The sequence below is a fragment of the Bradyrhizobium sp. HKCCYLRH3059 genome, from assembly GCF_051168035.1.
Classification (GTDB): Bacteria; Pseudomonadota; Alphaproteobacteria; order Rhizobiales; family Xanthobacteraceae; genus Bradyrhizobium.
In genome coordinates this window covers 60812-85290 of sequence record NZ_JBNPUF010000010.1, presented here as the reverse complement: position 1 = coordinate 85290, position 24479 = coordinate 60812, and the positions used below count along the sequence as shown (strand labels likewise).

Below are 24479 nucleotides of genomic sequence, written 5' to 3'. Positions count from 1 at the left end.
GAGACGGCGTCATTTCGGGGCGCGCGAAGCGCGAACCCGGAATCTCGCCCCACAACTTCGAGATTCCGGGTCCGGCGCTAACGCGCCGTCCCGGAATGACGGAAACGATGACAAGGGACGTCGTAGGTCATGGGCAAGGTCACAGGTTTTCTCGAAATCGAGCGGCACGATCGCAAGTACGCGCCGGTTGCCGAGCGTCTGAAGAACTTCAACGAGTTCGTGGTACCGCTCTCCGAGAAGGAGCTGCGCGACCAGGCGGCGCGCTGCATGAATTGCGGCATTCCCTATTGCCACGGCACCGGCTCGGCCGCACCGGGCACCACCGGCTGTCCAGTCAACAACCAGATCCCGGACTGGAACGACCTCGTCTACAACGGCAATTGGGAAGAGGCGTCGCGAAATCTGCACTCGACCAACAACTTCCCCGAGTTCACGGGCCGCATCTGCCCGGCCCCGTGCGAGGCGTCGTGCACGCTGAACATCGACGACAATCCGGTGACCATCAAGACGATCGAATGCGCCATCGTCGACAAGGCCTGGGAGAACGGCTGGCTGAAGCCGGAGCCGGCCGCTGTGAAAACCGGCAAGAAGATTGCGGTCGTCGGCGCCGGCCCCGCCGGCATGGCCTGCGCCCAGCAACTGGCGCGCGCCGGTCACGACGTCCATGTCTTTGAGAAGCACGCCAAGGCCGGCGGCCTGCTGCGCTATGGCATTCCCGACTTCAAGATGGAGAAGGGCATCATCGACCGCCGCATCACCCAGATGGAAGGCGAAGGCGTTACCTTCCACTATGGCGTCAATGTCGGCGGCAAGGACGGCCTCGATGCGACGTCGCTGCTGAAGGATTACGACGCGGTGGCGCTGACCGGCGGTGCGGAAGCCCCGCGCGACCTGCCGATTCCCGGCCGCGATCTCACCGGTATCCATTACGCGATGGACTTCCTGCCGCAGCAGAACCGCCGAGTCGGCAACGAGCCCGTGAACGCGACCGACATCCTGGCCGGCGGCAAGCATGTCGTCGTGATCGGCGGCGGCGACACCGGCAGCGACTGCATCGGCACCTCGCTGCGCCAGGGCGCGCTGTCGGTGACCCAGCTCGAGATCATGCCGGCGCCGCCGGAGCGTGAGAACAAGGCGCTGACCTGGCCGAACTGGCCGCTGAAGATGCGGACGTCGTCGAGCCAGGCCGAAGGCGCGGCGCGCGAGTTCGCGGTGCTGACCCAGAAGTTCGAAGGCGAGAACGGCGCGGTCAAGAAGCTGCATTGCGTCCGCGTCGACGCGCAGTTCAAGCCGATTCCCGGCACCGAGTTCGTGCTCGCGGCCGATCTGGTGCTGCTGGCGATGGGCTTCGTCCATCCGGTGCATGAGGGCCTGCTCAAGAGCCTCGGCGTCGATCTCGACCCGCGCGGCAACGTCAAGGCCAACCTGACGGACTACCAGACCTCGCTGCCGAAGGTCTTCTCCGCCGGCGACATGCGCCGCGGCCAGTCCCTGGTGGTATGGGCGATCCGCGAGGGCCGCCTGTGCGCCCAGGCCGTCGACAAGTTCCTGATGGGCAAGACCGAGCTGCCGCGCTGAGCCGTGGCGTGAACACCCTATTTCGCTAACTGGACGGGCTTGCACCGACTGTTGGGTCAAGATCGCATCCAGTCAGCAGAACGTGAAACAAAAAAGGGGTGGGGGCTTCCTCGACATGAATCTCCGCACGGCCTGAAGTGGCAGGTCAGGTCGACGGTCCTTGATCGATCGGATGAGCGTCGAAGCGTCAGGGTCGACGTGTCACCGTGAAGCCCCCACCCGTTCTGGCCATCGGGCCAGCTCGGATGAGCCGCGCCTCGCGCGGCTCCGATGTCAGGCGGGATGAGGCCGCGTGCAGCGACAGCGGCCCGGCTCGGCAGCGGGCGTGCCTTCGAGGATTGCGCGCACCGCGAGCATCACGATGTCAGCCATGTGGACGGTCCCCACTGTTCGACGGCAGGACGCCGCGAGCCCCCTTGGTTCCCGCAACCTAAAGCTGCGACTCTTAAGATAAGCACAATGGCCGCGCCGGCATTCCATTCAAATGCAGTTCGCGCGTGATCATGTCCGCGCTGATCACGCGAATACGCGTTTTGACTCGCGTCATCGGAGAGTGATCAGGCCTTGGTCCTTGCCCAGATGTCTTCGACCGGCACCGGCGGCGTCACCCGGAATATCTCGTCGATGACGCGGCCGAGTTCGGCAGCGCTCTCGATCAAACGCTCCTCGACGACTTCGCCATCGCGCGCCTGCCGCTGATAGCGGCGGGTGACCAGCTTGTGACGTATGCCGGGCTCGACACGCTCCATCATCAGCGTATGCGTGGCCGGCACGTTCGGGCTGGTCGAGGTGTACCAGCTGCCGAGCACATAATCGGCATGGATCTGCGGCGCGAGGTCGAACGCATACATCATGCGCCAGCCCGTCGGCTGCTTCGCGCTGACCGTATAGAGCCCGTCCCACGTGCCGACGCGGAACGTTCCCATCGGCGTCTGCTGCTCGGGTCCGAGCTCGAGACGAATGGGCGCATCCATCATGCAGATGCCGAAGCCGACATCGACGAGATGCGGGCGGCCATCGACCTCGACCAGCAGCATCATGTGCTGGCGCGGCCCGAGCGGATCGGTCGGCGCCGAGCGCCAGCGCACCCGGCCGGCCAGGCCGGTGGTCTTGAATCCGATCGCCTCAAGCACCGCCTGGAACAGCACGTTCTGCTCGAAGCAGTAGCCGCCGCGGCGGCCGAGCACGAGCTTCTGTTGCACGGACCGCAGGTCGACATGGACGGGACGGCCCATCAGCGGATCGAGCGCCTCGAACGGCAGCGCGTCGACATGCGCGGCCTGCAGCGCTGCGAGCGTCGACAGGTCGGGCGCGAGCGGCCCGCGATAGTCGATGCGGGCGAGATAGGAATCCAGCTGAAGCTCACCGGCCATCGCAACGCTTTCCCGTCAGCTCTCGATGCGCTTCCAGATCACATCGACGGGCACCGGCAGCGTGAGCCCGAACACCTCCTCGATGACGCTGCGCAGCGTCTCGGGCGTCTCGATGATCTGTTCGCTCCTCACCTCGCCATCGCGCGCTTCGATGACCAGGCGGCGATTGACCAGCTTGTAGCGCGCCTCACGCGTCAACCGCTCCAGGATCAGCATCGAGGTGAACGGCGTCAACGGGCTGGTCGAGGTGAACCAGTTGCCGAGCACATAGTCGGCATGAATCTGCGGCACCAGATCAAACACATACATCGTGCGCCAGCCGGCCGGCTGCTTCGCCGCGAGCCAATACAGCCCATCAGACAGCGTCAGACGGAACGTACCCATCGCGGTCGGCTGCTCGATGTCGGCAACCATCTGAAGCGGCGTATCGAGCAGGCAGGAGCCGAAACCGACATCGGCGAGATGAGGCCCCTCCGGCAGGTCCACCTTCAGCATCATGTGCGTGCGCGGCGTCAGCGGCGCATCGGCATCGAGCCGCCACCGCACCCGCGCCGAGAGCGGCGTCACCGCAAAGCCGATCGCCTCCAGCGCCGCTTTCAGCAGCGCATTCTGCTCGAAGCAATAGCCGCCGCGGCGGCCGTCGACGATCTTGGCCTGGACCGAGGCGAGATCGATGTTCACGGGCCGGCCGAGCAGCGGATCGATGCCTTCGAAGGCGATCGCATCGACATGGGCGGCCTGCAATCCGGCCAGCGTCTCGAGCGTCGGCGCCAGCGGCCCGCGATAGCCGATGCGCACGAGATATTTATCCAGATCGAATGCGCCCGGCATCGGCTCTGCTCCCTGTCTCGGACGAGCCCATAGCACGACGCCGCCGTGCCCGGCCAGAACGGGACCGCGCACGTGCCCAAGCTCGGCTCATCCCGTCTGCCGGCTCCAGCGCTCGGCAAAGCGATGCAGCGGCAGGAAGGTCTCCAACAGCTCGCGCCCCAATGGCGTCAGCTCGTAGCCGCTGTCGCCCAGCACGATGAAGCCCGCCTCGCGCAGCTCGTCCAGCCGCGCCTGCAACACGGTCGGCGAGGCCTCGTCGCAGGCCGCGCGCAGCGCCCGGGAGGTCAGGGCGTCGTCGCGCAGCTCCCAGACGATGCGCAGGCACCAGCGCCGGCCCAACAGATCGAGCAGCGCCATGACCGGCCGGCCCGAGCGCGAGCCGCGCACCCGGCGCGGTTGAACGTCTTTCGGCACGAAAACTCTCCAACAGCTTGCCAAGCGCTACGGAAAGCGTAGCATACTGCTACAGTAAATGTAGCACCGCACAGGAGGAACCGCCATGCCCCGGATCGCCCCGCTGCAGCCGCCCTACCCGGCCGACATCCAGGCGCAATTCGACCAGATCATGCGCGGGGCGCCGCCCTTGATGCTGTTCCGGGTGATGGCCGGCCATGCGCGCGCCTGGACCAAATTTCGCGGCGGCAGCCTGCTCGACCGCGGCCCGCTGTCCCTGCGTCAGCGCGAGATCGTCATCGATCGGACCTGCGCGCTGAATGCGTGCGAGTACGAATGGGGCGTGCACGTCCGCATCTTTGGCTCAGACGCCGGCCTGACGGCGCAACAGATCGACGCCACCGTGAATGCACCGGCCGACGCGGCGTGCTGGTCGGCCCCCGAACAGGCCCTGATCGCTGCGGTCGATGCCTTGCACCAACGGTCGACCTTGAGCGACGACGAATTCGCCCGCCTCCGCCTGCATCATGATGAGGATCAGGTGCTGGAAATCATCCTGCTGTGCGGCTTCTATCGCACCGTGTCGTATGTCGCGAACGCACTGCAGCTGCCGCTGGAGGCCGATGCGGCACGATTCAACGCAGGCTGACCGGTCTTCCCAAGCGCGCGGCAGCCGGGCGCCCGCAAACGACGCTTCGAGCTAGGCCACCCCGGCCCGCAACAGATCGTGCATGTGCAGGATGCCGACCGGCCTGGCGCCGTCGGTGACGATCAGCGTGGTGATCTTGGCGCAGTTCAGGATCTCCAGCGCCTCGGAGGCCAGCGCCTCGCGGCGCACGGTGCGCGGGTTCGCCGTCATGATCTCCTCGACCGATGCGGACAACAGATCGGCGCGCATCTTCCGGCGGAGGTCGCCGTCGGTGATGATGCCGGCGACGTGACCACGAGCATCGACGATGACCACGCAGCCGAGCCCCTTGGCCGACATCTCGGCCAGCGCATCCGGCATGCCGGTGCCGAGCGGCTTCAGCGGCACCGCGTCGCCCGAGCGCATCAGGTCCGAGATGTGCTTGAGCATGGCGCCGAGCTTGCCGCCCGGATGGAAATTGGCGAATTCCAGCGCGGTGAAGCCGCGGCCTTCGAGCAGCGCGATCGCGAGCGCATCGCCGATCGCGGCCTGCATCAGGGTCGAGGTGGTCGGCGCCAGATTGTGCGGGCAGGCCTCGCGCGCCTTCGGCAGCTCCAGCACGATGCGCGCCGCCTGCCCCAGCGACGATTGCGCATTGGAGGTGACCGCGATCAGCGGGATGGCGAAGCGCTTGGTATAGTTGACCAGCGTCTTCATCTCCGGCTGCTCGCCGGACCACGACAGCGCGATGACGACGTCGTCCGAGGTGATCATGCCGAGATCGCCATGGCCGGCCTCGGCGGAATGCACGAAGAACGCGGGCGTGCCGGTCGAGGCGAGCGTGGCGGCCATCTTGCGGGCGACGTGGCCGGACTTGCCGAGACCGGTGAGGATCGCCCGGCCCTTCGCCTGGCGGATCAGTTCGACGGCGGCCGCGAAGGCCGCTCCCAGAGGTCCCGACAGCGCCGCGGAGATCGCGGCAATGCCGTTGCTGCCGGCATCGAGCGTGCGCAGTGCCGACTGGATATCTGCGTTGGCGGGAGCGGTGTCGGGCAACGGCTTCGATCTCGGCATGCGGACTTCCAAGGCTGAACAGTCAGGCGCCGCTCTTTAGCATGGGTAAGGCAGCAAGGCGCCATCAACAGCCCATTAACCATATTTGTTTTTACTCCCTTAACGACGCGGTTTGCCGGGCGGCGCGGGTGTCCCGACGACGCAATTGATTTTGTTGGAGTATTTTCATCGTGGGGTGGAGGCCTGACAGCGGCCGCGCGAGGCGCGCGCGAAGGCGCGCGGTGTGGCGCGGCGCCTCCGCCGCATGCCTGCTGCTCGGCGCGCTCGGCCCCGATGCGGCGCACTCGCAGACCATCGACGTGTTCCGGCCGGTGCGCGACGGCTTCCTGGCTCCGCAGGACTCCCCGTTGCGGCGGACCGTGGTCAGCGGCCTGACCGATGCCGTCCCGACGCCAGGGCTGCCCGCGACGCCTGCGCCGACCAGCTCGGCCGCACGACGAAATCTGGTCCCCCTGCCCGGTGTACCCGCGGCCAGCGGCGCATCCGATGTCGGCTATGATTCGCTGAATCGCACCCGCAAGAAGCCGAGATACTATCCCGCCCAGGCGCGGCCCAAGCCGGCGCCGGGCCCCGGCACGCGGCCGTCCGGCGAGCTCACCGGCCAGTTGCGCCCGACCCTGCCGCCCTCGGCCTCCGCCAACCGGCAGCCGCTCCCGCCTGCCATGGCCGGCACCGTGCCCGGCCAGCCGCCGCGCAAGCGCCTCAGAATCGACGACGACCCGTTCGGCGCGGTCGGCGATTACGCCGGCCCGTTCCTGATCAAGGGCGCGGTGGAGCTCTCGGCCGGCTATGACAGCAACCCGGCCCGCCTCGCCAAGCCGCGCGGCATGCCGGCCTGGGTGATCGCGCCGGAATTCCTGGCGGTGTCGAACTGGGAGCGTCACGCCCTCGTCGCCGACCTGCGGGGCTCCTTCACCGGCTATGGCAGCACCCTGCCGGCAACGATGGATGGCGGCATCAATTCGGCGCCGACCACGCTCGACCGCCCCGACTTCACCGGCCATGTCGACGGCCGCCTCGACGTCAGCCGCGACACCTCGGTCGGCGCCCAGCTCCGGCTGCGTGCCGCGACCGACAATCCCGGCAGTCCCAGCGTGCAAGCTGGATTGGCGCGCTATCCGGTCTACACCACGCTCGGCACCACCATCGGCATCGACCAGCGCTTCAACCGGCTGCAGATTTCGGCGGGCGCCACCGCCGATCGCACCAGCTATCAGCAGAGCAAGCTGACCGACGGCACGATGACGTCGAACGACGACCGCAACTACAATCAGTTCGGCGGCATCGGCCGGGTGTCCTACGAGGTCATGCCCGGCCTGAAGCCGTTCGCCGAGATCCAGGGCGACAGCCGCGTGCACGACCAGCGGGTCGATCGTTCGGGCTATCAGCGCGACTCCTCGGGCGGCTATGCCAAGGCCGGCACCTCGTTCGAGTTCACCCGGCTCCTGACCGGCGAGGTCTCGATGGGCTATGCCACGCGCAGCTATGTCGACCCGCGGCTCAACCGGCTGCAGGGCTTCCTCACCACGGCCTCGCTGGTGTGGTCGGCGACGCCGCTGACCACCGCGCGGTTTCTCTCCGACACCCAGCTCGCAGAAACGACGGTGGCCGGCGCCTCCGGCGTGCTGGTGCGCACCTACACGGTGCAGGTCGACCACGATTTCCGCCGCTGGCTGACCGGCATCGGCAAGTTCAGCTTCGGCACGCTCGACTATCAGGGCTACGGCCGCAGCGACCGCACCTATTCGGCCGAAGGCAACCTCGTCTACAAGATGTCGCGGAACGTCTGGGTCAAGGGCACGCTGCGCTACGACAAACTGGATTCGAACATCACCGGCGCCGGTTCTTCCGGCACGGTGGTGATGGTCGGCGTGAGGCTGCAGAATTGAACCCAGCTCTCGCCCCGTCATTGCGAGGAGCGCAGCGACGAAGCAATCCAGGGTTTTGGAAACGACTCTGGATTGCTTCGCTGCGCTCGCAATGACGCGGTGGGGCTGTCGCTCAAAGCGGTCAACTCGCCCGCAGGACTACGCGGCGGCCACCGTGAGCTGCGCGCCGTCCGCCTGCACGATGCGGACGCGGCTGCCGGCCGGCGTGTCCGGGCCCGCCACGCGCCACACCGTGTCGTCGATACGCACGGTGCCGTTGCCACCGACGATCGGCTTCTCCAGGGTGAACTCGCGACCGACCAGGGCCGCCGAGCGGCGGTTGAGGAATGGATTGTCCTGCGACGGCGCCGCGCTCGCCCGCGCGAGGCGCCGCCACAGCGGCACGGCGGCGAGCGCGAACAGCGCGAACAGCGCGAACAGCAGGATCTGCAGTTGCCATCCCGGCGCAAACGCAAACGACAGCAGCCCGACCAGCAGCGCCGCGAGTCCCAGCCAGAACAGGAAGATGCCCGGCGCGAGCAGCTCCAGCGCCATCAGGATGATGCCGAAGATCAGCCAGTTCCAGGTGCCGAGCGTCACGAACATGTCGCTCATCAGTGTCCTCCCCTGCGTCAAGCCTGCGGCGGCGTCGGCGGTTTCGGCGCCGTCCCCGCTGACGGCACCGAGCCGCCGCGGCGCGCGGCTGCCACGGCCGAAGCCGCGCTCTCGCCGAACGTCGCCTTGGCGATCTCGCCGATGCCGGCGAGCGAGGCCAGCATGCCCGTCGCCTCCAGCGGCAGCATGATCACCTTCTGGTTCGGCGAGTCGGCGAGCTGGCCGAACGCCTTGATGTACTTGTCGGCGATGAAGTAGTTGAGCGCGGCGACGTCGCCCTTGGAGATCGCGTCCGACACCATCTGCGTCGCCTTGGCCTCGGCCTCCGCGGCGCGCTCGCGCGCCTGGGCATCGAGAAAGGCCGATTCGCGGCGGCCCTCGGCCTGCAGGATCTGGCTCTGCTTGGCGCCTTCCGCGCGCAGGATCTCCGACTGCCGCTGGCCCTCGGCCTGCAGGATGTCGGCGCGCTTGACGCGCTCGGCCTTCATCTGCCGGCCCATCGCCTCGACCAGGTCGGCCGGCGGCACGATGTCCTTGATCTCGATGCGGTTGACCTTGAGGCCCCATGGCGACACCGCGGCGTCGACGACGCGCAGCAGCCGCTCGTTGATCTCGTCGCGATGCGACAGCACCTGGTCGAGATCCATCGCGCCCATCACCGAGCGGATGTTGGTCATGGTCAAGGTGACGATCGCCTGGTTGAGGTTCGACACCTCGTAGCTCGCCTTGGCGGCGTCGAACACCTGGTAGAAGGCAACGCCGTCGACCGTCACGGTGGCGTTGTCCTTGGTGATGACCTCCTGCTCGGGGATGTCGATCACCTGCTCCATCATGTTGATCTTGCGCCCGATGCGATCGAAGAAGGGCACGATGATGTTGAGGCCCGGCGACAGTGTGCGGGTGTATTTGCCGAACCGTTCGACGGTCCAGTCGAACCCCTGTGGCACGGTCTTCACGCCGGAATACAGCGTGAAGATGACCAGCAGCACCAGCGCTATGGCGAAAATGTCGAAACCGCTCATGGATCCTCCAAGGGAGGAGACGATCGTCCCCTCACCAGCCTCTGCAGCCATCACAATCTAGGGATTACTGCATGATTTGGTCGGGGGTCCGCTAGGCGCGGTTCAGGAAAGTATTTTCGACGGGCGGACGGTCGTCCGCCTTGCGCCGGCGGGCGGCTCACCTAGCGGGCCGGCAATACCGCCGGCGGCTCAGAGCCAGCCTTTTACACCCAGCCCTGCAGCTCGCGCAGCACGAGCTGCCGCAGCACCTCCATGCCGGGCGCGCTATCGTTCAGGCACGGCACGGCGGAGAATTCCTCGCCGCCATTGTGCTTGAAGATCTCGCAATTCTCGCCGGAGATCTCCTCCAGCGTCTCCAGGCAGTCGGCGGCAAAGCCCGGCATCACCACGGCGATGCGCTTGACGCCGTCCTTGGCGAGCTTCTCGATGGTCTTGTCGGTATAGGGCTGCAGCCACTCCGAGAAGCCGAAGCGCGACTGGAAGGTCAGCAGCAGCTTGGTGTCGTCCATGCCGAGCCGCTTGCGCAGGAGCTCGGTGGTGGCGACGCACTGCTCGCGATAGGGATCGCCCTTGTCGACATATTCCTTGGGCATGCCGTGGAACGAGGCCACGATCAGCTCGGGCTTGTACGCCAGCGTCTTCAGATGATCCTCGATCGAGACGGCCAGCGCCTCGATGTAGAAGTCGTCGTTGTAATAAGGCGGCGTCACCCGCAGCGTCGGCTGCGCGCGCAGCTCGGTCAGCACGCGGAACGCCTCGTCGCACACGGTCGCCGAGGTCGCGGCTGAATATTGCGGATAGAGCGGCACCACCAGGATGCGGTCGCAGCCCTGGGCCATGAGACCATCGACGCCAGCCTTGATCGACGGATTGCCGTAGCGCATCGCCCAGTCGACGATGACGTGGCTGCGGTCGGTCAGGCTAGCGGCCAGCTTCTCGCTCTGCGCGCGGGTGATCGTCTTCAGCGGCGATTCGTTCTTCTCGGTGTTCCAGATCGACTGGTAGTCTTTCGCCTTCTTGCGCGGCCGGACATTGAGGATGATCCCGTTGAGGATGATCTTCCACAACAGGCCCTGGTCCTCGATGACGCGGCGGTCGGACAGGAACTCCTTCAGATACACCCGCACGCCGGCGGCGTCGGCCGTATCCGGCGTCCCGAGATTGACCAGCAGCACGCCGACGCGGGACGTGCTCGCGGCCGGCAACGGCCTGACGTCGACAGGCCTGGCATTGTCCAGAGAGATGGCGGCGGTCATGATGCCCGTGACTGCTGAAGGGCGTGGCTTGGCGGCTTGTTTCGACATTGTCAAGATAAGGGCCATTTCACTGTTGTCATCGGGCTGGAGGAGCCATGACGATTGCCGAATTGTGCATTTTCGCCAGCGTAATGCTCTATCTCTTAACGATCGTGCCGGCGAAATGGATCAGCGTCGACGGTGGCGGGCGCTATGACAACGCCCGGCCGCGAGATCCCGCCTTCTACGCCGGCGGCATCCGCGAGCGGGCGCTGGGCGCCCATCAGAACGGCATCGAGGCGTTCCCGTTCTTTGCCGCGGCGGTGCTGCTGGCCGAGTTCCGCGGCGCGCCGCAGAACCTGATCAACGAGCTGTCGGTGCTGTTCGTGATCGTGCGCACCGCCTATGTGCTGACCTACGTGGGCAACCGGCCGTCGCTGCGCTCGATCCTGTGGGCGATCGGGTTCCTGATCACCGTCGCGATCTTCTTCCTGCCCCTGCTGCGCCAATACCTGCCGGTTTGAGTGGGCCCAGTTTCCGGGCGTGAGAAGCGTCACATCTCCATGCCCATCCGGATGCTAACCAAAACGGCCATGCGGCCTCCGTCTGTACGCCATTCGTTTCTCCTTTGATCCGGTCTGCTGCGGCCAGTTGATTGGATTTGACGGCGAAATTCCCTATAGGGCGGAGTGAATTGGACTGCCGCAGCGGCACTGTGAGGCCGCCAGAGGGATCGTGATGACTTTGACCAGCTCGGCCCCCGCGCGCGCGCCGCGCGACCCGGGAAATTACCAGACCGCCCTGCAATCGACGGTGCGGGCGGCCGCGGACTGGCTGATCGCCAACCAGAAGCCCGACGGTCATTGGGTCGGCCGCGCCGAATCCAACGCCTGCATGGAGGCGCAATGGTGCCTGGCGCTGTGGTTCATGGGGCTCGAGGAGCATCCGCTGCGCAAGCGCCTGGGCCAGTCGCTGCTCGACAGCCAGCGCCCGGACGGCGCCTGGCAGGTCTATTTCGGCGCCCCCAATGGCGACATCAACGCGACCGTCGAGGCCTATGCCGCGCTGCGCTCGCTCGGCTTCCGCGACGACGAGCCGCCGGTGCGCCGCGCCCGCGAATGGATCGAAGCCAAGGGGGGCCTGCGCAACATTCGCGTGTTCACGCGCTATTGGCTGGCGCTGATCGGCGAATGGCCGTGGGAGAAGACCCCCAACATCCCGCCCGAGGTGATCTGGTTTCCGCTCTGGTTTCCGTTCTCGATCTACAATTTCGCGCAATGGGCACGCGCAACCCTGATGCCGATCGCGGTGCTGTCGGCGCGGCGACCGAGCCGGCCGCTGCCGCCCGAGAACCGGCTGGACGCGCTGTTTCCACATGGGCGCAACGCGTTCGATTATGACCTGCCGGTCAAGGCCAATGCCGGCGGCTGGGACAAATTCTTCCGCGGCGCCGACAAGGTGCTGCATGCCCTGCAGAACCTCGGCAACAAGCTCAATCTCGGCCTGTTCCGCCCGGCGGCGACCAGCCGCGTGCTGGAATGGATGATCCGCCACCAGGATTTCGACGGCGCCTGGGGCGGCATCCAGCCGCCCTGGATCTACGGCCTGATGGCGCTCTACGCCGAGGGCTATCCGCTCAATCATCCCGTTCTCGCCAAGGGCCTCGATGCCCTGAACGATCCCGGCTGGCGAGTCGATGTCGGCGACGCCACCTACATCCAGGCGACCAACAGTCCAGTGTGGGACACGATCCTGACGCTGCTCGCCTTCGACGATGCCGGCGTGCTCGGCGATTACCCCGAGGCCGTCGACAAGGCGGTCGACTGGGTGCTCGACCGCCAGGTCCGCGTGCCCGGCGACTGGTCGATGAAGCTACCGCACGTCAAGCCGGGCGGCTGGGCATTCGAATACGCCAACAACTATTATCCCGACACGGACGACACCGCCGTGGCGTTGATCGCGCTGGCGCCGCTGCGGCATGATCCGAAGTGGCAAGCCAAGGGCATCGACGAGGCGATTCAGCTCGGCGTCGACTGGCTGATCGGCATGCAGAGCCAGGGCGGCGGCTGGGGCGCGTTCGACAAGGACAACAACCAGCAGATCCTGACCAAGATTCCGTTCTGCGACTACGGCGAGGCGCTCGATCCGCCGTCGGTCGACGTCACCGCCCACATCGTCGAGGCGTTCGGCAAGCTCGGCATCTCGCGCAATCATCCGGCCATGGTGCGCGCGCTCGACTACATCCGACGGGAGCAGGAGCCGAGCGGCCCGTGGTTCGGCCGCTGGGGTGTCAACTACGTCTACGGCACCGGCGCGGTGCTGCCGGCGCTGGCCGCGATCGGCGAGGACATGACGCAACCCTATATCGGCCGCGCCTGCGACTGGCTCGTCGCGCATCAGCAGCCGGACGGCGGCTGGGGCGAGAGCTGCGCCTCCTACATGGATGTCAGCGCGGTCGGCCGCGGCACCACCACGGCGTCACAGACGGCGTGGGCGCTGATGGCCCTGCTCGCCGCCAACCGTCCTGATGACAAGGAGGCGATCGAGCGCGGCTGCATGTGGCTGGTCGAGCGCCAGTCGGCCGGCACCTGGGACGAGCCGGAATTCACCGGCACCGGCTTCCCCGGCTACGGCGTCGGCCAGACCATCAAGCTGACCGATCCCTCTTTGCAGGAGCGGCTGATGCAGGGCCCGGAGCTGTCCCGCGCCTTCATGCTCCGCTACGGCATGTACCGCCACTACTTCCCGCTGATGGCCTTGGGCCGCGCGCTGCGGCCACAGGGGCATGGGTAGGGGCCATCAGCTCTCGGCCATGTTGGATGCTGCACCCACTCGGTGTCGTCCCGGCCTTGAGCGTTGAGCCGAGACCCGTGACCACTTGGAGCGGTTGGAGGCAACGTCCGACGAGCCGGTCGCACCATCAGAATTGCCGGAGCGCTGTATCTATTGCTGATTCCCCGAAGAAAGCGACTTAACTGACGGCGACAGACCTAGGCTGGCTCCACACTCCATGCCCGAAGCCCTTCATAACTAAACCCGATATAAGCTCGGACATTTCGATTGGTGTCGCTGATCTTTCTGAAGTCTGATCGTGGCGTAAAAAACGCGGGCAGTCCGCTCACAATGATAGTTCCTGATTGCGGGGATCTAATCTCGTCGATCCGACCTTCTACTTTTTCCAACATACCTCGCTTCCGAAAAAAATCTTCCTTTTTAGACCAACCACCAAGCTCGGAGTGATGCGCTAACTGCAAAGTTCGATCCAATTTTCTAGTGGAAATCCATTCATACGACTTTTTTGATATAAGGGCACTCGCCCTACGACGACAAAGATCCAAATACTTCCGCGCTTCCGGCAGACCCGACTGTATTCCCGCCCGGTAAGCCATAAAGTTGATTATCATCAGATAGTAGATCGGCTCGATACTATCACTGACAAGAGACGCCCTTGTCACGCGATCAATTGCAGTTGAAAATGAAAAATCGGGCATCATTCTGTATGCCCTCAACCAATTGCGCAAATCGTGCACGCTGCCTGGATTATCGTTTAAATTATCAAACGAAAGCGCGACAGCTTCACGGACATGTTTCATTTCTACATTATTAGCAATAGACAGCCTTTCAAGATGCCACTTCGATATCAATCGCCGAACCGGCCCTTTACTTACATCCGAGCGACCCAAGAGCGACCTGAGCTGTTGCAACATCTGCCCAACGTTCCCGAGAAGACGACTCCTCTCAGAATCGCATCGAACCCGACGTTCAGATGGCTGACTATCCGCCTCCAGCTGATGCAATTCATCAAAGAGGTCATCAGCATAGTCTAGCTTTGCCCGACACCACGAGGCAGCACCACTCTCCCCGTTGATGAACTCGATAAAATTTTCACATGCCGACAATGAAAACAAACTCTCCAAAACGTAGAGCGACATTTGTATTGGCGTAATTAGTGGAAACTGATTGTCTACCCTCAGCGCCCTAGCCCTACTAAACGACTCAACGGCGCGACTAAAGAGATCGTCAATAGACGAAATAATTCTATCTAAATTAGCCGGACGATCGTAATCAGACGAAATCCTTCTTTCAATTTCAAACCTGTATATCATCCCCAAAACATGATGATGGTCGTCATCACTGTCATCTAAAGCTATCGCCTTTTCTGCAAATGATTTCGCCTCTTCGAAAGAACCAGTTTTTCGATAGTTCAGATTTCTTGCGAGATGGCTCATAAAATACGGATTATCGGGAATTAGCTCGCAAAGCGCCTCCAACATCATTTTCTCGCCTTGCGGCGAACCAAATTCCTCCATCAGGGCGGAAAACTGCTGCTTCGTCGTCCCCTCAGACGTTTGACGCTCCAAAAACAGATCATACAAAATCTCGAGCACATGACTATTCTTTGACAGACCTTTAGCTACTAATTTTCTGACGGTCGCCATACAAAAATCGTTAAGCGGCCCCCGCCACGCGTCCGGATTTCTGTTCTCTAAAGGTTGCAGCAGATGCTTCAGAAGAGCCTCTGCCAACAACGGGTGCTTCACACCGATTGTGCGCCCATCTGAGAACATTAGCCGAGCGACGGAGTCGCCGATAATCCGCTCCAAATCCGCCTTCGTTGAAGTGGCGTCGAGCCCAGCAAGTATATTGACAACCGACAATGGCAAACGTTCTTGGGAGTAGCGCGATACGAGAGCCAAGACGCACGCAAGCTCCTTAACGTCTTGCGAAGCCCCTTCCATCGAGCCCCGGACGTAGCTATCAACTTTTACGAAATCGCGCTCGAAAGCATAGAGTCCAAAGAAAAATGGAGACCTATATGCCGCATGCGATCGATCTTCTGGCCTTTCGGAGACGAGAAGCGCCAGGCTCTCTCTTTTAGATTTTTGCGCGCGAGCAGAATAGACTGTCAGAAATCGACGAGCTTCATGAAGCGGCATCGGATCCTGAAGTGCAGCGCCATGTGAAGTACGTGTCGGCTTAATTCGTCTTTTAACGTCAAAAAGAAGAAAACGCACATTTCGAGCCTTTAGCTGACTGAACAAAAGGTCTCTTTGGTTTACGGGGACAAGGCCAGCCTCAACTATTCCCAAGATAGGCAAACCAGTTCGCTGAAAGAGAGACTCAAGCGCATCGAACAAGTCGCTATTCACGCGAGCTATCGACACACACGGAAATTCATCACGAAGCTCCCAACAAATCCTTCGCGCTACTGTCGATCCGCCCGCCCCCGGGGTGTGCTCGATGCTGTACGAGTCATTTGGCGACCCCGCCAAACGCTCTCTAAGAACAGAAACGACATTCCTTGTCAGTTCACGATCTGCATCCGCGTGCGTATCGAGCCCGTGCCAAGTTATTGTGTTTCCGTGCAGAAACGAGTCAACCTCTTCCGAATCGCCGAAGCCAAGATTTGACACGCTTGAAGGGAACAGCTCAAAGCTTGCGGCGTAGCGAGCATTCTCAGCATCGGTTAATCTCTCGAACCGCACCCCCGCGGGATTACCTCGCGCGGGCACCCAGATAGAACGCTGACCATCGACATCTCCGATGTCCTGATAGGCGCCAAGCATCAGATCATCGATCTTGCATTTTACTATACGCAAAGACTCGACTTCCTCGCCAATCGACGCAGGGGCTTCGGTGCAGGCCTCCTCTGAAATCCAAACTACAGACAAGCCTCTGGGAACCGCCTCTTGGACGGCAGACAGGATGCTACGAAGCTTGACCGTCTGCTTGCCATCACTTATGGCGAGCAAAATAATCGGACTTGGAACAATGCTGTCATACAAGCTAGCAACAACTTTCCTTAACGGTCCGAGAGTGCGAGCCTTCCAGGTTGCGATAGTCTCCGGAACGTTTTGGGTCTTGTCGTCTTGTGTTTCAGTAGCTATCCAAATGCTCGAACTAACAATATCCGCTGTCAGAACTTGATGCGGAAAGGCGTGAAATACTGACCGCTCTCTCCTAGCCTCCTCCAATCCGATGCTCGCTAAACGGGATGATATTCCCGCAAGACTAGCATCTATTACCAACTTCCAGGGAAGGCGAGACAACATCTTAATTGCAAATTCGCCCTGATCAGCCAGTTCGGTACTCGAAACTAAGATATATGAAGCGCTAGTTTCATTAAACGCCCGACAAGAGTCCCACGCCTCTCTCCAGTCATTGGAACTCGGAAGCGGCATTTCTTCATTATAGCGCACAGATGGCCCGTCGGAAGGAACCTCTTCTTTCAAGTAGAGCGAAAGCGATCTCGCAAAAGTAGCTGCGTAAATGAATGAGAAAAACTTAAGTTTGTCAGATTGAACGTCGTCTTCGCCAAGCGAACGCTTGTTGCAGAAGTTAATCCCAGCTGCAATTCTCGCCAGCAGTATTTGCTTCTTTATATCTTCTGTTCGCCCAGCATGATTGTTTTTTACCCAAGTTGATAGCGGCTGTCGAAGCATCTTGCAGGTCCACAACAAGCCAGCATCATCTCGATGAAGAGCTCCGCGCGGATCAGCTGGCTCGAACGCATCTGAGATTTGATCACACAAGTCCTTCCATCGCTGAGGCGTGGCCTCCGACCTCGCGGACAACAGCAGATTTAGCTCAAGATACGCGTGATCGAATAGAAGGGGTCCTTCTGACTGGAACGTATCAAAATCAATTAAGAAAACCTTCTTTCCCTGGTCTCCACCGTATCGACTCATCAACACGTTACCAGCGTGAAGATCGCCATGAACAGCACCACGCGGACAGCATAAAGTTGTCGATCCAAGTCTCGTATCACTCTTCGCAATAACAAGAGGATTTGGATAGTCGGTCCCAAGATACCGGAAATAGTTCGCCTGTGAAGATAAATTGGTATGGGTATGAAGATACAAGGGTATGCGACTATCGGGGCCTACTTGACGCTCCACCATATTGATCAGAATAGACGATACAGTAGTCGTAGCAGGATCGAACTTGACCTGCCTATTAAAGGCCGTAAGCAGAAAGTCTGATACCAGCTGACACGCGAGGTTTAGATCGGGCCCCTTAAGATCGATCATCGAGTCGACTTCGAGCAAGCTCCAAGCTGTCACGGTCATCAAGCAAAGAGTGCATTCCGACAGGTTACAAGATGCGATTATTTGGGGGATTGAAGCCGAAACATTGGGCGATATTCGCCGGACGGCGTCGTAATTTTTCAGCTCTCGATCCAGATCGACTGAACTACCGAACTTTAAGACAGCGACGCCTTCGTAGGCTTTTGGCGAGATCAGTTTGACGTCAACCAACAGGGCAAATGCTCCTGACTTGCCCGAAAGAGCTTTTCTCACGTAAAACGATGTTGCTTTCCACTCTGAGAGAGCCGCCGTTACGTGGTCACGCTGAGCTTCCGGCACACGATTCAAATTCATGTGTGACTGAGAAAGTTGAGACATGTTGTTCCAACCGATGCTGCCGTACATCAGCCCGCTCGCTGTGGTTGAAACACTGCAAAGATTCTAATTAATTTGCAACACGGACTTACAGCAACAGCAGCAAATACCATCCTCTGCCAGTCTCCAGCGGAGGTGCCCTAGTAGCGCTGAGCCGCTCAGAAGCAGGTCGTGCGTTCCGCCGCGATGTAGCCCAGCAACAAGCCCGCGCCGAACAGCAGCACCAGACCGGCGGCGCCGAATTCCAGGCCGCGCATGATCAGGGCGCCGCCGCCCTCGCGGCCGGCGCTGAGCCGGCGGGCGACGTTCTTGGCGGCGACGGCGAGCACCGCGATGGTCGCGACGGTCACCGCCGTGCCCATGCCCATCACGAAGGTCGCGGCGACGCCGGCCCAGAACATGCCCTGGGCCAAGGCGAACACCAGCACGAGGATCGCGCCCGAGCACGGGCGGATGCCGGCGGCGAAGATCGCCTGAAAGCCGCGCTGCCAGCCGCCGGGACCGGCGAGTTCGCTCGGCGCGGGCCCGTGGGAATGGCCGCAACCGCAGTCATCGCCGTGAACGTGATCGTGGTGGACGTGATCGTGAGCGGCGGAACCATGCGCCGCCGCAGCATGGGCGTGCGCATGATCGTGGTGATGATGATCGTGGCCGTGGTGGTCGTGACCATGATGGTCATGACCGTGATGATCATGATGAGGCGCGCGATGCTGGTGATCATGCGCATGGCTATGATCATGGGTCGACGGCGCCACCGCGGCCGCGGGCGCACCGGCCAGCGCCAATGCCGGCGCCGCCGGCTGCCAGGTGCGCAGGAACGCCGCGCCCTTGACCCAGACCAGGCGCGCGCCGAGCAGCGCGATCAGCCCGTAGCTCGCGATCTCCACCACCTTCTCGGCGCTGCACATCGTGGCCGCGGTGGCATTGAGCACCACGGCGCCGATGCCGACGATGACGACCGCGACCAGCGCCTGCATCAGGCCCGAGGCGAACGACAGCACGATGCCGCGCTTCGCCGTCTCCTGGTTGGCGACGAGATAGGACGCGATCACCGCCTTGCCGTGGCCGGGGCCCGCAGCATGAAAGATGCCGTAGGCGAACGAGATCGCCAGCAGCCACCAGACCGCCGAGCCATCTTGCTTGGCCGAGCGGATCGCCCCCGACATCTGCCGGTAGAACTCCGACTGCTTGGCGAGCAGCCAGCCGACGATGCCGCCGACCTGCGGCTCCGCCGGCGCGCCGAATGGCGATTTGGCGAACAGCGCATGCGAGGCGGCGTCGCCGGCCAAGAGCGCGGAAACGAGCGCGGCGACGATCGCGGCGCAGGTGAGGAGCGGTCGGGCAGAGCTGGGGCGAGGCGTCATGGACATTCCACTGAGATCTTGTTGGCGAAATTCATTCCGAAATTGGCGTTCGCCCCGCCGCTCAGGAATGTCTGTTCGTTCATGGTCTGCGCGACGGAGCCGCCGTCGCTCGGTCTCACCAGGCCGAACTTGCAGCCCGAGGGAGCGCTGACCAGCGTGACGGGATCCTTCTCCGCCATCTGGAAATCGATGAAATAGCTGGGATCGTAGACCTCGACTTGGAGCTGCTTCGTCTTCACCGGCGCCTTCAGCGGCAGGGTGAAGTGCAGGGTCAGCTTGGTGTCCTTGTATTCGAGGTAATAGTCGACGGGGTCCTCGAGCTTCTGCTTGCGCCCGTCGGCCTTGAGGAAGGTGAAGTAGGCATATTCCTTCAGCGACTCGGCGTTGGTCTGCGCCAGCGGCGCCAGCTCCTCGCGGGTGTAGACGCCCTTCTGCTTGGTCTCGAGCCCCTGCAGCGCATAGGTCGCGAACATGTCGTCGAAGGTCCAGGCGTGCCGCACGCCGGTCACCGAGCCATCGGCCGCATAGAGCAGCTGGCTGGTCGCGGTGACCCAGACATGCGGATGGGCGCTCGCCACGCTCGCGCCGAGCACGAGCGTCAGCGCAGCGAGGACGAACCGGACCAGCGCCATCCCCTTCATCTCAAGCCGCCTTGGCAACGTCGAGCAGGCCGCGCCGGCGCAACAGCGCGTCGGGCTCGGGCTCGCGGCCGCGGAACGCGATGTAGGCCGCTTCCGGATCGACCGAGCCGCCCGACGCATAGACGTTGTCGTGAAGCCGCTTGGCGACCGCGGGGTCGAAGATGTTGCCGGCTTCCTCGAAGGCGCCGAAGGCATCCGCATCCATCACCTCCGACCACATGTAGCTGTAATAGCCCGCCGCATAATGGTCTCCCGAGAAGATGTGGCCGAATTGGGTCGGCCGGTGGCGCAGCGCGATCTCCGGGGGCATGCCGATCTTCTCCATCTCGGCCTTTTCGAAAGCGCGGACATCCTTGGAGGCCGCCGCCGGCTGGGTGTGGAACTCGAGGTCGATCAGCGCCGAGGAGACGAACTCGACGGTGGCAAAGCCCTGGTTGAAGCGGCGCGCGGCCAGGAAGCGCTCGAGCAGGTCCTGCGGCAGCGGCTCGCCCGTCTGGTAGTGGCGCGCGAAGGTTTGCAGCACCTCGGGACGCTCCTGCCAGTGCTCGTAGAGCTGCGACGGCAGCTCGACGAAGTCGGTGAACACCGCAGTGCCCGACAGCGACGGATAGGTCACGTTGGACAGGATGCCGTGCAGGCCGTGGCCGAACTCGTGGAACAGCGTGCGGGCATCGTCCGGCGACAGCAGCGAGGGCTGACCGTCGGCCCCCTTGGCGAAGTTGCAGACGTTGATGATCAAGGGCGCGGTGTCGCCGTCGAGCTTCTGCTGGTCGCGCAGCGAGGTCATCCAGGCGCCGGAACGCTTCGACGAGCGGGCAAAGTAGTCGCCATAGAACAGCGCCTTGTGGCGGCCTCCCACGTCCTTGATCTCCCAGACCCGGACGTCCGGATGCCAGACCGGGATGTCCTTGCGCTCGGCGAAGGTGATGCCGAACAGCCGCGTGGCGCAGTCGAAGGCGGCCGCGATCATGTTGTCGAGCGAAAGATACGGCTTGATCGCGGCGTCGTCGAAGTTCGCCTTCGCCTGGCGCAACTTCTCGGCGTAATAGCGCCAGTCCCAGGCCTCGAGCTTGAAGTTGCCGCCCTCCGCCGTGATCATCTCCTGCAGCTGGTCGCGATCGGCCAGCGCCTTGGCGCGCGCCGGCTTCCAGACGCGCTCCAGCAGCCCGCGCACGGCCTCCGGCGTCTTCGCCATGGAATCCTCGAGGCGATAGGCGGCGAAGTTGGGAAAGCCCATGATCCTGGCGGCCTGCTCGCGCAAGGACAGGATCTCGCCGATGACGGCGTTGTTGTCGTTGGAATTGCCATTGTCGCCCCGCGCGGTGAAGGCCTTGAACACCTTCTCGCGCAGGTCGCGCCTGCCTGAGCTCTGCAGGAACGGCTCGACCGACGAGCGCGACAGGGTCACGATCGCCTTGCCGGGCATGCCGCGCTCATCCGCCGCAGCCTTGGCGGCAGCCACGAAGCTCTCGGACAGGCCGGCGCGGTCGTCCTCGCCGAGCTCGAGGTACCAGTCCTGCTCGTCGCCGAGCACGTGGTGGCTGAAGGTGGTGCCGAGCTGGGCGAGCTTCTCGTTGATCTCGGCCATCCGCACCTTGTCGTCGTCCGAGAGGCCGGCGCCGGCACGGCGGAAGCGGGTGTAGGTGCGCTCCAGCAGCCGCTGCTCCTCACCGGTGAGCTTGAGGTCCTTGCGGTTGTCGTAGAGCAGCGCGATGCGGCCAAACAGCACGGCATTCATCATGATCGGGTTCCAGTGCCGCGCCATCCGCAGCGACACGTCCTTGTCGATCTCCAGAATCGCCGGGTTCGAATGCGCCGACACCAGATCGTAGAAGACAGCCGCGACCTTCGACAGCAGCTTGCCCGAGCGCTCCAGCGCCGTGATGGTGTTGGCAAAGTCCGGCTCGGCCGGATCATGGGTAATCGCGGTGATTTCGGCGGCGTGGTCGGCGAAGGCGCGCTCGAAGGCCGGCAGGAAGTGCTCGGGTTTGATCGCGTCGAAGGGCGGTGTCTGGTGCGGGGTCTCCCAGGCCACGAGCAGCGGATTGGTCTGGGCGTCGATCACAGCGGTGGTGTCTGACATCGGCTGGGGTCCGTCCTCTCCCGGAAGTTCGATGCGCCCCTCATATCATGGAGCTGGCTCTTTTTGGGTCATTTCCCCTTGAAGGGCCGGGCCTTTTCGGAGAGATTGCGGCCCGCAACAGGACCCTGGACCATGAACGCAGAGACCACCTCCAAAGCCGGCCGCCAGATCGCCTGGCCGACCGTGATCACCGTCATCTCGGCGGCGATCCTGATCGGTGCCGAAGTGTTCGGTGCGGCCTTCGCCGGCGGCTGGGCGCTCGCGATTCTGTTCGGGCTCGGCGATGGCGGCGCGCACATCGTTCAGGCCGTGCTGTTCGCGATCGGCGTGTTCGTGATGATCGGCTTCATCCGCGGCGCGCAGCGCATCGAGCCGTTCACCAGGCGCGCGTGAACAGCGTAAAAACACTGTCCTGCAAGCGTGAGCGCGTTACGAAAGTTTAAGCTCGCTTAACGCTCGTTCAGACATCAGCGCAGCATGTGTGTCGCGTAAGCACAGATTAGGGAAATCTTTCCCGGCGCCCAAAAATTCCTTGCGAACGAAATTCAAAACGCTTATTTCCGCTTCTGCCCAATTTCGCACGTGCCTGTGGTCGTGTGTCAGTCGGTAGGTATCCGGACAAGAGGCCGGACAGCCGCCAAGGGATGAGGAACCGAGGGGCCCTCGGATCGTTGCGATCAAGATCACCATGATCGAGATCGTCATGCTCCAGAGCCCAGCATCTCTCTCAAGAGATGCCGCTGAAGGTCACCCCATCTTTTGCAACCGTGACTGGCAGCCGGAGGCGAACCGGCGCACCCCGCTCTCAACGGGGGACGCGACTTAAAGCAACGACGGATCGGGCTTTTTTGGTCTCTACCGGCAGTCCAAAGCCGGCGCGGGCTACTGAAAAGGCTTGTCCTTCATTGCCAGGTGTGCGGGCGGGAAATTCCCAACCAATCCACGGCAGCACAATTCGGCTACGGGTTCGAGGTTTTGTCGCCTTTCCATCGGGCGGCAACGCCAAGGCACCCGTGTCGGGATCATTTTGAACGGGTCTCCGTCGCTGGGGCCGTTTGGAGGGTGCTATGACCGAACGTATCCGGGAATTCCTGCGCAACCGCCGCGAGGAAGGTCTGGACCACGAGCCCTGTCTCGTCGTCGACCTCGATGTCGTGCGCGACAACTACACCAACTTCGCCCGGGCGTTGCCGGACAGCCGCGTGTTCTACGCGGTCAAGGCCAACCCGGCGCCGGAAGTGCTGTCGCTGCTCGCCTCGCTCGGCTCCTCCTTCGACACGGCGACGGTCGCCGAGATCGAGATGGCGCTGGCCGCCGGCGCGACGCCTGACCGCATCTCCTATGGCAACACCATCAAGAAGGAGCGGGACATCGCGCGCGCTTATGCGCTCGGCATCCGCCTGTTCGCGGTCGACTGCGCCGCCGAGGTCGAGAAGATCGCGCGCGCAGCGCCCGGCGCCAAGGTGTTCTGCCGCATCCTGTACGATTGCGCCGGCGCCGAATGGCCGCTGTCGCGCAAGTTCGGCTGCGATCCGGAGATGGCTGTGGAAGTGCTGGACCTGGCCAAGCGGCTGGGCCTGGAGCCGTGCGGGATCTCGTTCCATGTCGGCTCGCAGCAGCGCAAGGTGAAGGCGTGGGACCGCGCGCTGGCTATGGCCTCGACGGTGTTCCGCGACTGCGCCGAGCGCGGCATCAACCTGACCATGGTCAACATGGGCGGGGGCTTCCCGACCAAGTACCTGAAGGACGTGCCGCCGGTCGTGCAGTACGGCCGCTCGATCTTCCGTGCGCTGCGCAAGCATTTCGGCAACCAGATCCCGGAGACGATCATCGAGCCGGGCCGTGGCATGGTCGGCAACGCGGGGATCATCGAGTCGGAAGTGGTGCTGATCTCGAAGAAGAGCGACGAGGACGAGCTGCGCTGGGTCTATCTCGACATCGGCAAGTTCGGCGGCCTCGCCGAGACGATGGACGAGTCGATCCGCTACGCGATCCGCACCCCGCATGAGGGCGCGGAGATGACCCCGTGCGTGCTCGCCGGCCCGACCTGCGATTCGGCCGACGTGATGTACGAGAAGCTGCCGTATCCGCTGCCGGTGACGCTCTCGATCGGCGACAAGGTGCTGATCGAGGGGACCGGGGCCTATACGTCGACCTACGCGTCGGTGGCCTTCAACGGCATCCCCCCACTGAAGACCTATCACATCTGACCTGGCTGCCCTCGCCACCCGAGCGCGGGTGAGACCGGCAAGAGGCTCGGGTGGGGCGTTCCCCCACCCCGACCCTCCCCCGCAAGCGGGGGAGGGAGCGATAGACCGTCACCTTCAACCTGACATCACGTGTTTGCGCGCGGGCGAAGGCTTGCCGCGCA

At 63.2% G+C, this 24479-nt stretch carries 18 protein-coding genes; 7 read left to right on the top strand and 11 right to left on the bottom strand.

Annotation, left to right across the window (positions count from 1 at the left end):
- Window positions 1-129: 129 nt before the first annotated feature.
- Entirely contained in the window at window positions 130-1578 is a 1449-nt protein-coding gene (locus tag ACQR13_RS27330; protein ID WP_315716554.1) for a glutamate synthase subunit beta, read from the top strand.
- Window positions 1579-2135: 557 nt separating this feature from the next.
- Here ACQR13_RS27330 and ACQR13_RS27325 read toward each other — a convergent pair.
- The 3 genes from ACQR13_RS27325 to ACQR13_RS27315 form a co-directional block, all read right to left on the bottom strand.
- Window positions 2136-2951: an arylamine N-acetyltransferase family protein gene (locus ACQR13_RS27325; RefSeq protein WP_315769289.1), complete on the bottom strand. Its 816-nt coding sequence runs from the start codon at window positions 2949-2951 to the stop codon at window positions 2136-2138.
- A gap of 15 nt (window positions 2952-2966) precedes the next feature.
- Window positions 2967-3782 carry an arylamine N-acetyltransferase family protein gene (locus ACQR13_RS27320; protein WP_315716552.1) on the bottom strand — a complete coding sequence of 272 codons (816 nt, stop codon included), beginning with the start codon at window positions 3780-3782 and terminating at the stop codon, window positions 2967-2969.
- 87 nt (window positions 3783-3869) lie between these two features.
- Window positions 3870-4139, bottom strand: coding sequence for a winged helix-turn-helix transcriptional regulator (locus ACQR13_RS27315; protein ID WP_315716709.1), 270 nt, complete (start codon window positions 4137-4139; stop codon window positions 3870-3872).
- Between the two features lie 142 nt (window positions 4140-4281).
- Here ACQR13_RS27315 and ACQR13_RS27310 point away from each other — a divergent pair, with 142 nt between their 5' ends.
- The gene (locus ACQR13_RS27310; protein WP_315769287.1) at window positions 4282-4824 is read left to right on the top strand and encodes a carboxymuconolactone decarboxylase family protein; all 543 of its coding nucleotides are present in this window, start codon (window positions 4282-4284) and stop codon (window positions 4822-4824) included.
- Window positions 4825-4875: 51 nt separating this feature from the next.
- Here the strand turns inward: ACQR13_RS27310 and ACQR13_RS27305 are convergent, their stop codons facing one another.
- Window positions 4876-5877 carry a KpsF/GutQ family sugar-phosphate isomerase gene (locus ACQR13_RS27305; RefSeq protein WP_434863425.1) on the bottom strand — a complete coding sequence of 334 codons (1002 nt, stop codon included), beginning with the start codon at window positions 5875-5877 and terminating at the stop codon, window positions 4876-4878.
- Between the two features lie 170 nt (window positions 5878-6047).
- On the opposite strand from ACQR13_RS27305, the gene ACQR13_RS27300 reads away from it, so the two are divergent.
- Window positions 6048-7766: an outer membrane beta-barrel protein gene (locus ACQR13_RS27300; RefSeq protein ID WP_434863424.1), complete on the top strand. Its 1719-nt coding sequence runs from the start codon at window positions 6048-6050 to the stop codon at window positions 7764-7766.
- 138 nt (window positions 7767-7904) lie between these two features.
- On the opposite strand, the gene ACQR13_RS27295 is transcribed toward ACQR13_RS27300, so the two are convergent.
- The 3 genes from ACQR13_RS27295 to hemH form a co-directional block, all read right to left on the bottom strand.
- Entirely contained in the window at window positions 7905-8360 is a 456-nt protein-coding gene (locus ACQR13_RS27295) for an NfeD family protein (protein WP_434863423.1), read from the bottom strand.
- A gap of 17 nt (window positions 8361-8377) precedes the next feature.
- Window positions 8378-9382, bottom strand: a complete 1005-nt coding sequence (locus tag ACQR13_RS27290) for an SPFH domain-containing protein (RefSeq protein ID WP_315716547.1) — start codon at window positions 9380-9382, stop codon at window positions 8378-8380.
- Between the two features lie 203 nt (window positions 9383-9585).
- A complete protein-coding gene (gene hemH, locus ACQR13_RS27285; RefSeq protein ID WP_434863422.1) occupies window positions 9586-10638 on the bottom strand; it encodes a ferrochelatase in 1053 nt (350 codons plus the stop codon).
- A gap of 95 nt (window positions 10639-10733) precedes the next feature.
- On the opposite strand from hemH, the gene ACQR13_RS27280 reads away from it, so the two are divergent.
- Both ACQR13_RS27280 and shc read left to right on the top strand, forming a co-directional pair.
- Window positions 10734-11141, top strand: a complete 408-nt coding sequence (locus ACQR13_RS27280) for an MAPEG family protein (RefSeq protein ID WP_315716545.1) — start codon at window positions 10734-10736, stop codon at window positions 11139-11141.
- A 214-nt stretch (window positions 11142-11355) separates the two neighbouring features.
- Window positions 11356-13410: a squalene--hopene cyclase gene (gene shc, locus ACQR13_RS27275; RefSeq protein WP_316201618.1), complete on the top strand. Its 2055-nt coding sequence runs from the start codon at window positions 11356-11358 to the stop codon at window positions 13408-13410.
- 197 nt (window positions 13411-13607) lie between these two features.
- Here shc and ACQR13_RS27270 read toward each other — a convergent pair whose 3' ends face one another.
- The 4 genes from ACQR13_RS27270 to ACQR13_RS27255 all read right to left on the bottom strand — a co-directional run bounded on the left by ACQR13_RS27270 (window position 13608) and on the right by ACQR13_RS27255 (window position 22108).
- The gene (locus tag ACQR13_RS27270; RefSeq protein WP_316202673.1) at window positions 13608-18050 is read right to left on the bottom strand and encodes a hypothetical protein; all 4443 of its coding nucleotides are present in this window, start codon (window positions 18048-18050) and stop codon (window positions 13608-13610) included.
- Window positions 18051-18178: 128 nt separating this feature from the next.
- Entirely contained in the window at window positions 18179-19384 is a 1206-nt protein-coding gene (locus tag ACQR13_RS27265) for a nickel/cobalt transporter (protein ID WP_434863421.1), read from the bottom strand.
- Window positions 19381-20016: a DUF1007 family protein gene (locus tag ACQR13_RS27260; protein WP_315753765.1), complete on the bottom strand. Its 636-nt coding sequence runs from the start codon at window positions 20014-20016 to the stop codon at window positions 19381-19383. The genes ACQR13_RS27265 and ACQR13_RS27260 overlap by 4 nt, the downstream gene beginning before the upstream one ends.
- A 10-nt stretch (window positions 20017-20026) precedes the next feature.
- Window positions 20027-22108, bottom strand: coding sequence for a M3 family metallopeptidase (locus tag ACQR13_RS27255; protein ID WP_316202671.1), 2082 nt, complete (start codon window positions 22106-22108; stop codon window positions 20027-20029).
- Between the two features lie 132 nt (window positions 22109-22240).
- On the opposite strand from ACQR13_RS27255, the gene ACQR13_RS27250 reads away from it, so the two are divergent.
- Entirely contained in the window at window positions 22241-22501 is a 261-nt protein-coding gene (locus tag ACQR13_RS27250) for a hypothetical protein (RefSeq protein WP_315716541.1), read from the top strand.
- A gap of 674 nt (window positions 22502-23175) precedes the next feature.
- A complete protein-coding gene (locus ACQR13_RS27245) occupies window positions 23176-24318 on the top strand; it encodes a type III PLP-dependent enzyme (protein ID WP_316195291.1) in 1143 nt (380 codons plus the stop codon).
- Window positions 24319-24479: the final 161 nt, after the last annotated feature.

Coding starts and splice junctions, on each gene's coding strand:
- hemH (WP_434863422.1), bottom strand. CDS start 10,638: ATGACCGCCGCCATCTCTCTGGACAATGCCAGGCCTGTCGACGTCAGG.
- shc (WP_316201618.1), top strand. CDS start 11,356: ATGACTTTGACCAGCTCGGCCCCCGCGCGCGCGCCGCGCGACCCGGGA.
- ACQR13_RS27290 (WP_315716547.1), bottom strand. CDS start 9,382: ATGAGCGGTTTCGACATTTTCGCCATAGCGCTGGTGCTGCTGGTCATC.
- ACQR13_RS27265 (WP_434863421.1), bottom strand. CDS start 19,384: ATGACGCCTCGCCCCAGCTCTGCCCGACCGCTCCTCACCTGCGCCGCG.
- ACQR13_RS27260 (WP_315753765.1), bottom strand. CDS start 20,016: ATGGCGCTGGTCCGGTTCGTCCTCGCTGCGCTGACGCTCGTGCTCGGC.
- ACQR13_RS27255 (WP_316202671.1), bottom strand. CDS start 22,108: ATGTCAGACACCACCGCTGTGATCGACGCCCAGACCAATCCGCTGCTC.
- ACQR13_RS27250 (WP_315716541.1), top strand. CDS start 22,241: ATGAACGCAGAGACCACCTCCAAAGCCGGCCGCCAGATCGCCTGGCCG.
- ACQR13_RS27320 (WP_315716552.1), bottom strand. CDS start 3,782: ATGCCGGGCGCATTCGATCTGGATAAATATCTCGTGCGCATCGGCTAT.
- ACQR13_RS27330 (WP_315716554.1), top strand. CDS start 130: ATGGGCAAGGTCACAGGTTTTCTCGAAATCGAGCGGCACGATCGCAAG.
- ACQR13_RS27295 (WP_434863423.1), bottom strand. CDS start 8,360: ATGAGCGACATGTTCGTGACGCTCGGCACCTGGAACTGGCTGATCTTC.
- ACQR13_RS27315 (WP_315716709.1), bottom strand. CDS start 4,139: ATGGCGCTGCTCGATCTGTTGGGCCGGCGCTGGTGCCTGCGCATCGTC.
- ACQR13_RS27270 (WP_316202673.1), bottom strand. CDS start 18,050: ATGTACGGCAGCATCGGTTGGAACAACATGTCTCAACTTTCTCAGTCA.
- ACQR13_RS27280 (WP_315716545.1), top strand. CDS start 10,734: ATGACGATTGCCGAATTGTGCATTTTCGCCAGCGTAATGCTCTATCTC.
- ACQR13_RS27245 (WP_316195291.1), top strand. CDS start 23,176: ATGACCGAACGTATCCGGGAATTCCTGCGCAACCGCCGCGAGGAAGGT.
- ACQR13_RS27310 (WP_315769287.1), top strand. CDS start 4,282: ATGCCCCGGATCGCCCCGCTGCAGCCGCCCTACCCGGCCGACATCCAG.
- ACQR13_RS27325 (WP_315769289.1), bottom strand. CDS start 2,951: ATGGCCGGTGAGCTTCAGCTGGATTCCTATCTCGCCCGCATCGACTAT.
- ACQR13_RS27305 (WP_434863425.1), bottom strand. CDS start 5,877: ATGCCGAGATCGAAGCCGTTGCCCGACACCGCTCCCGCCAACGCAGAT.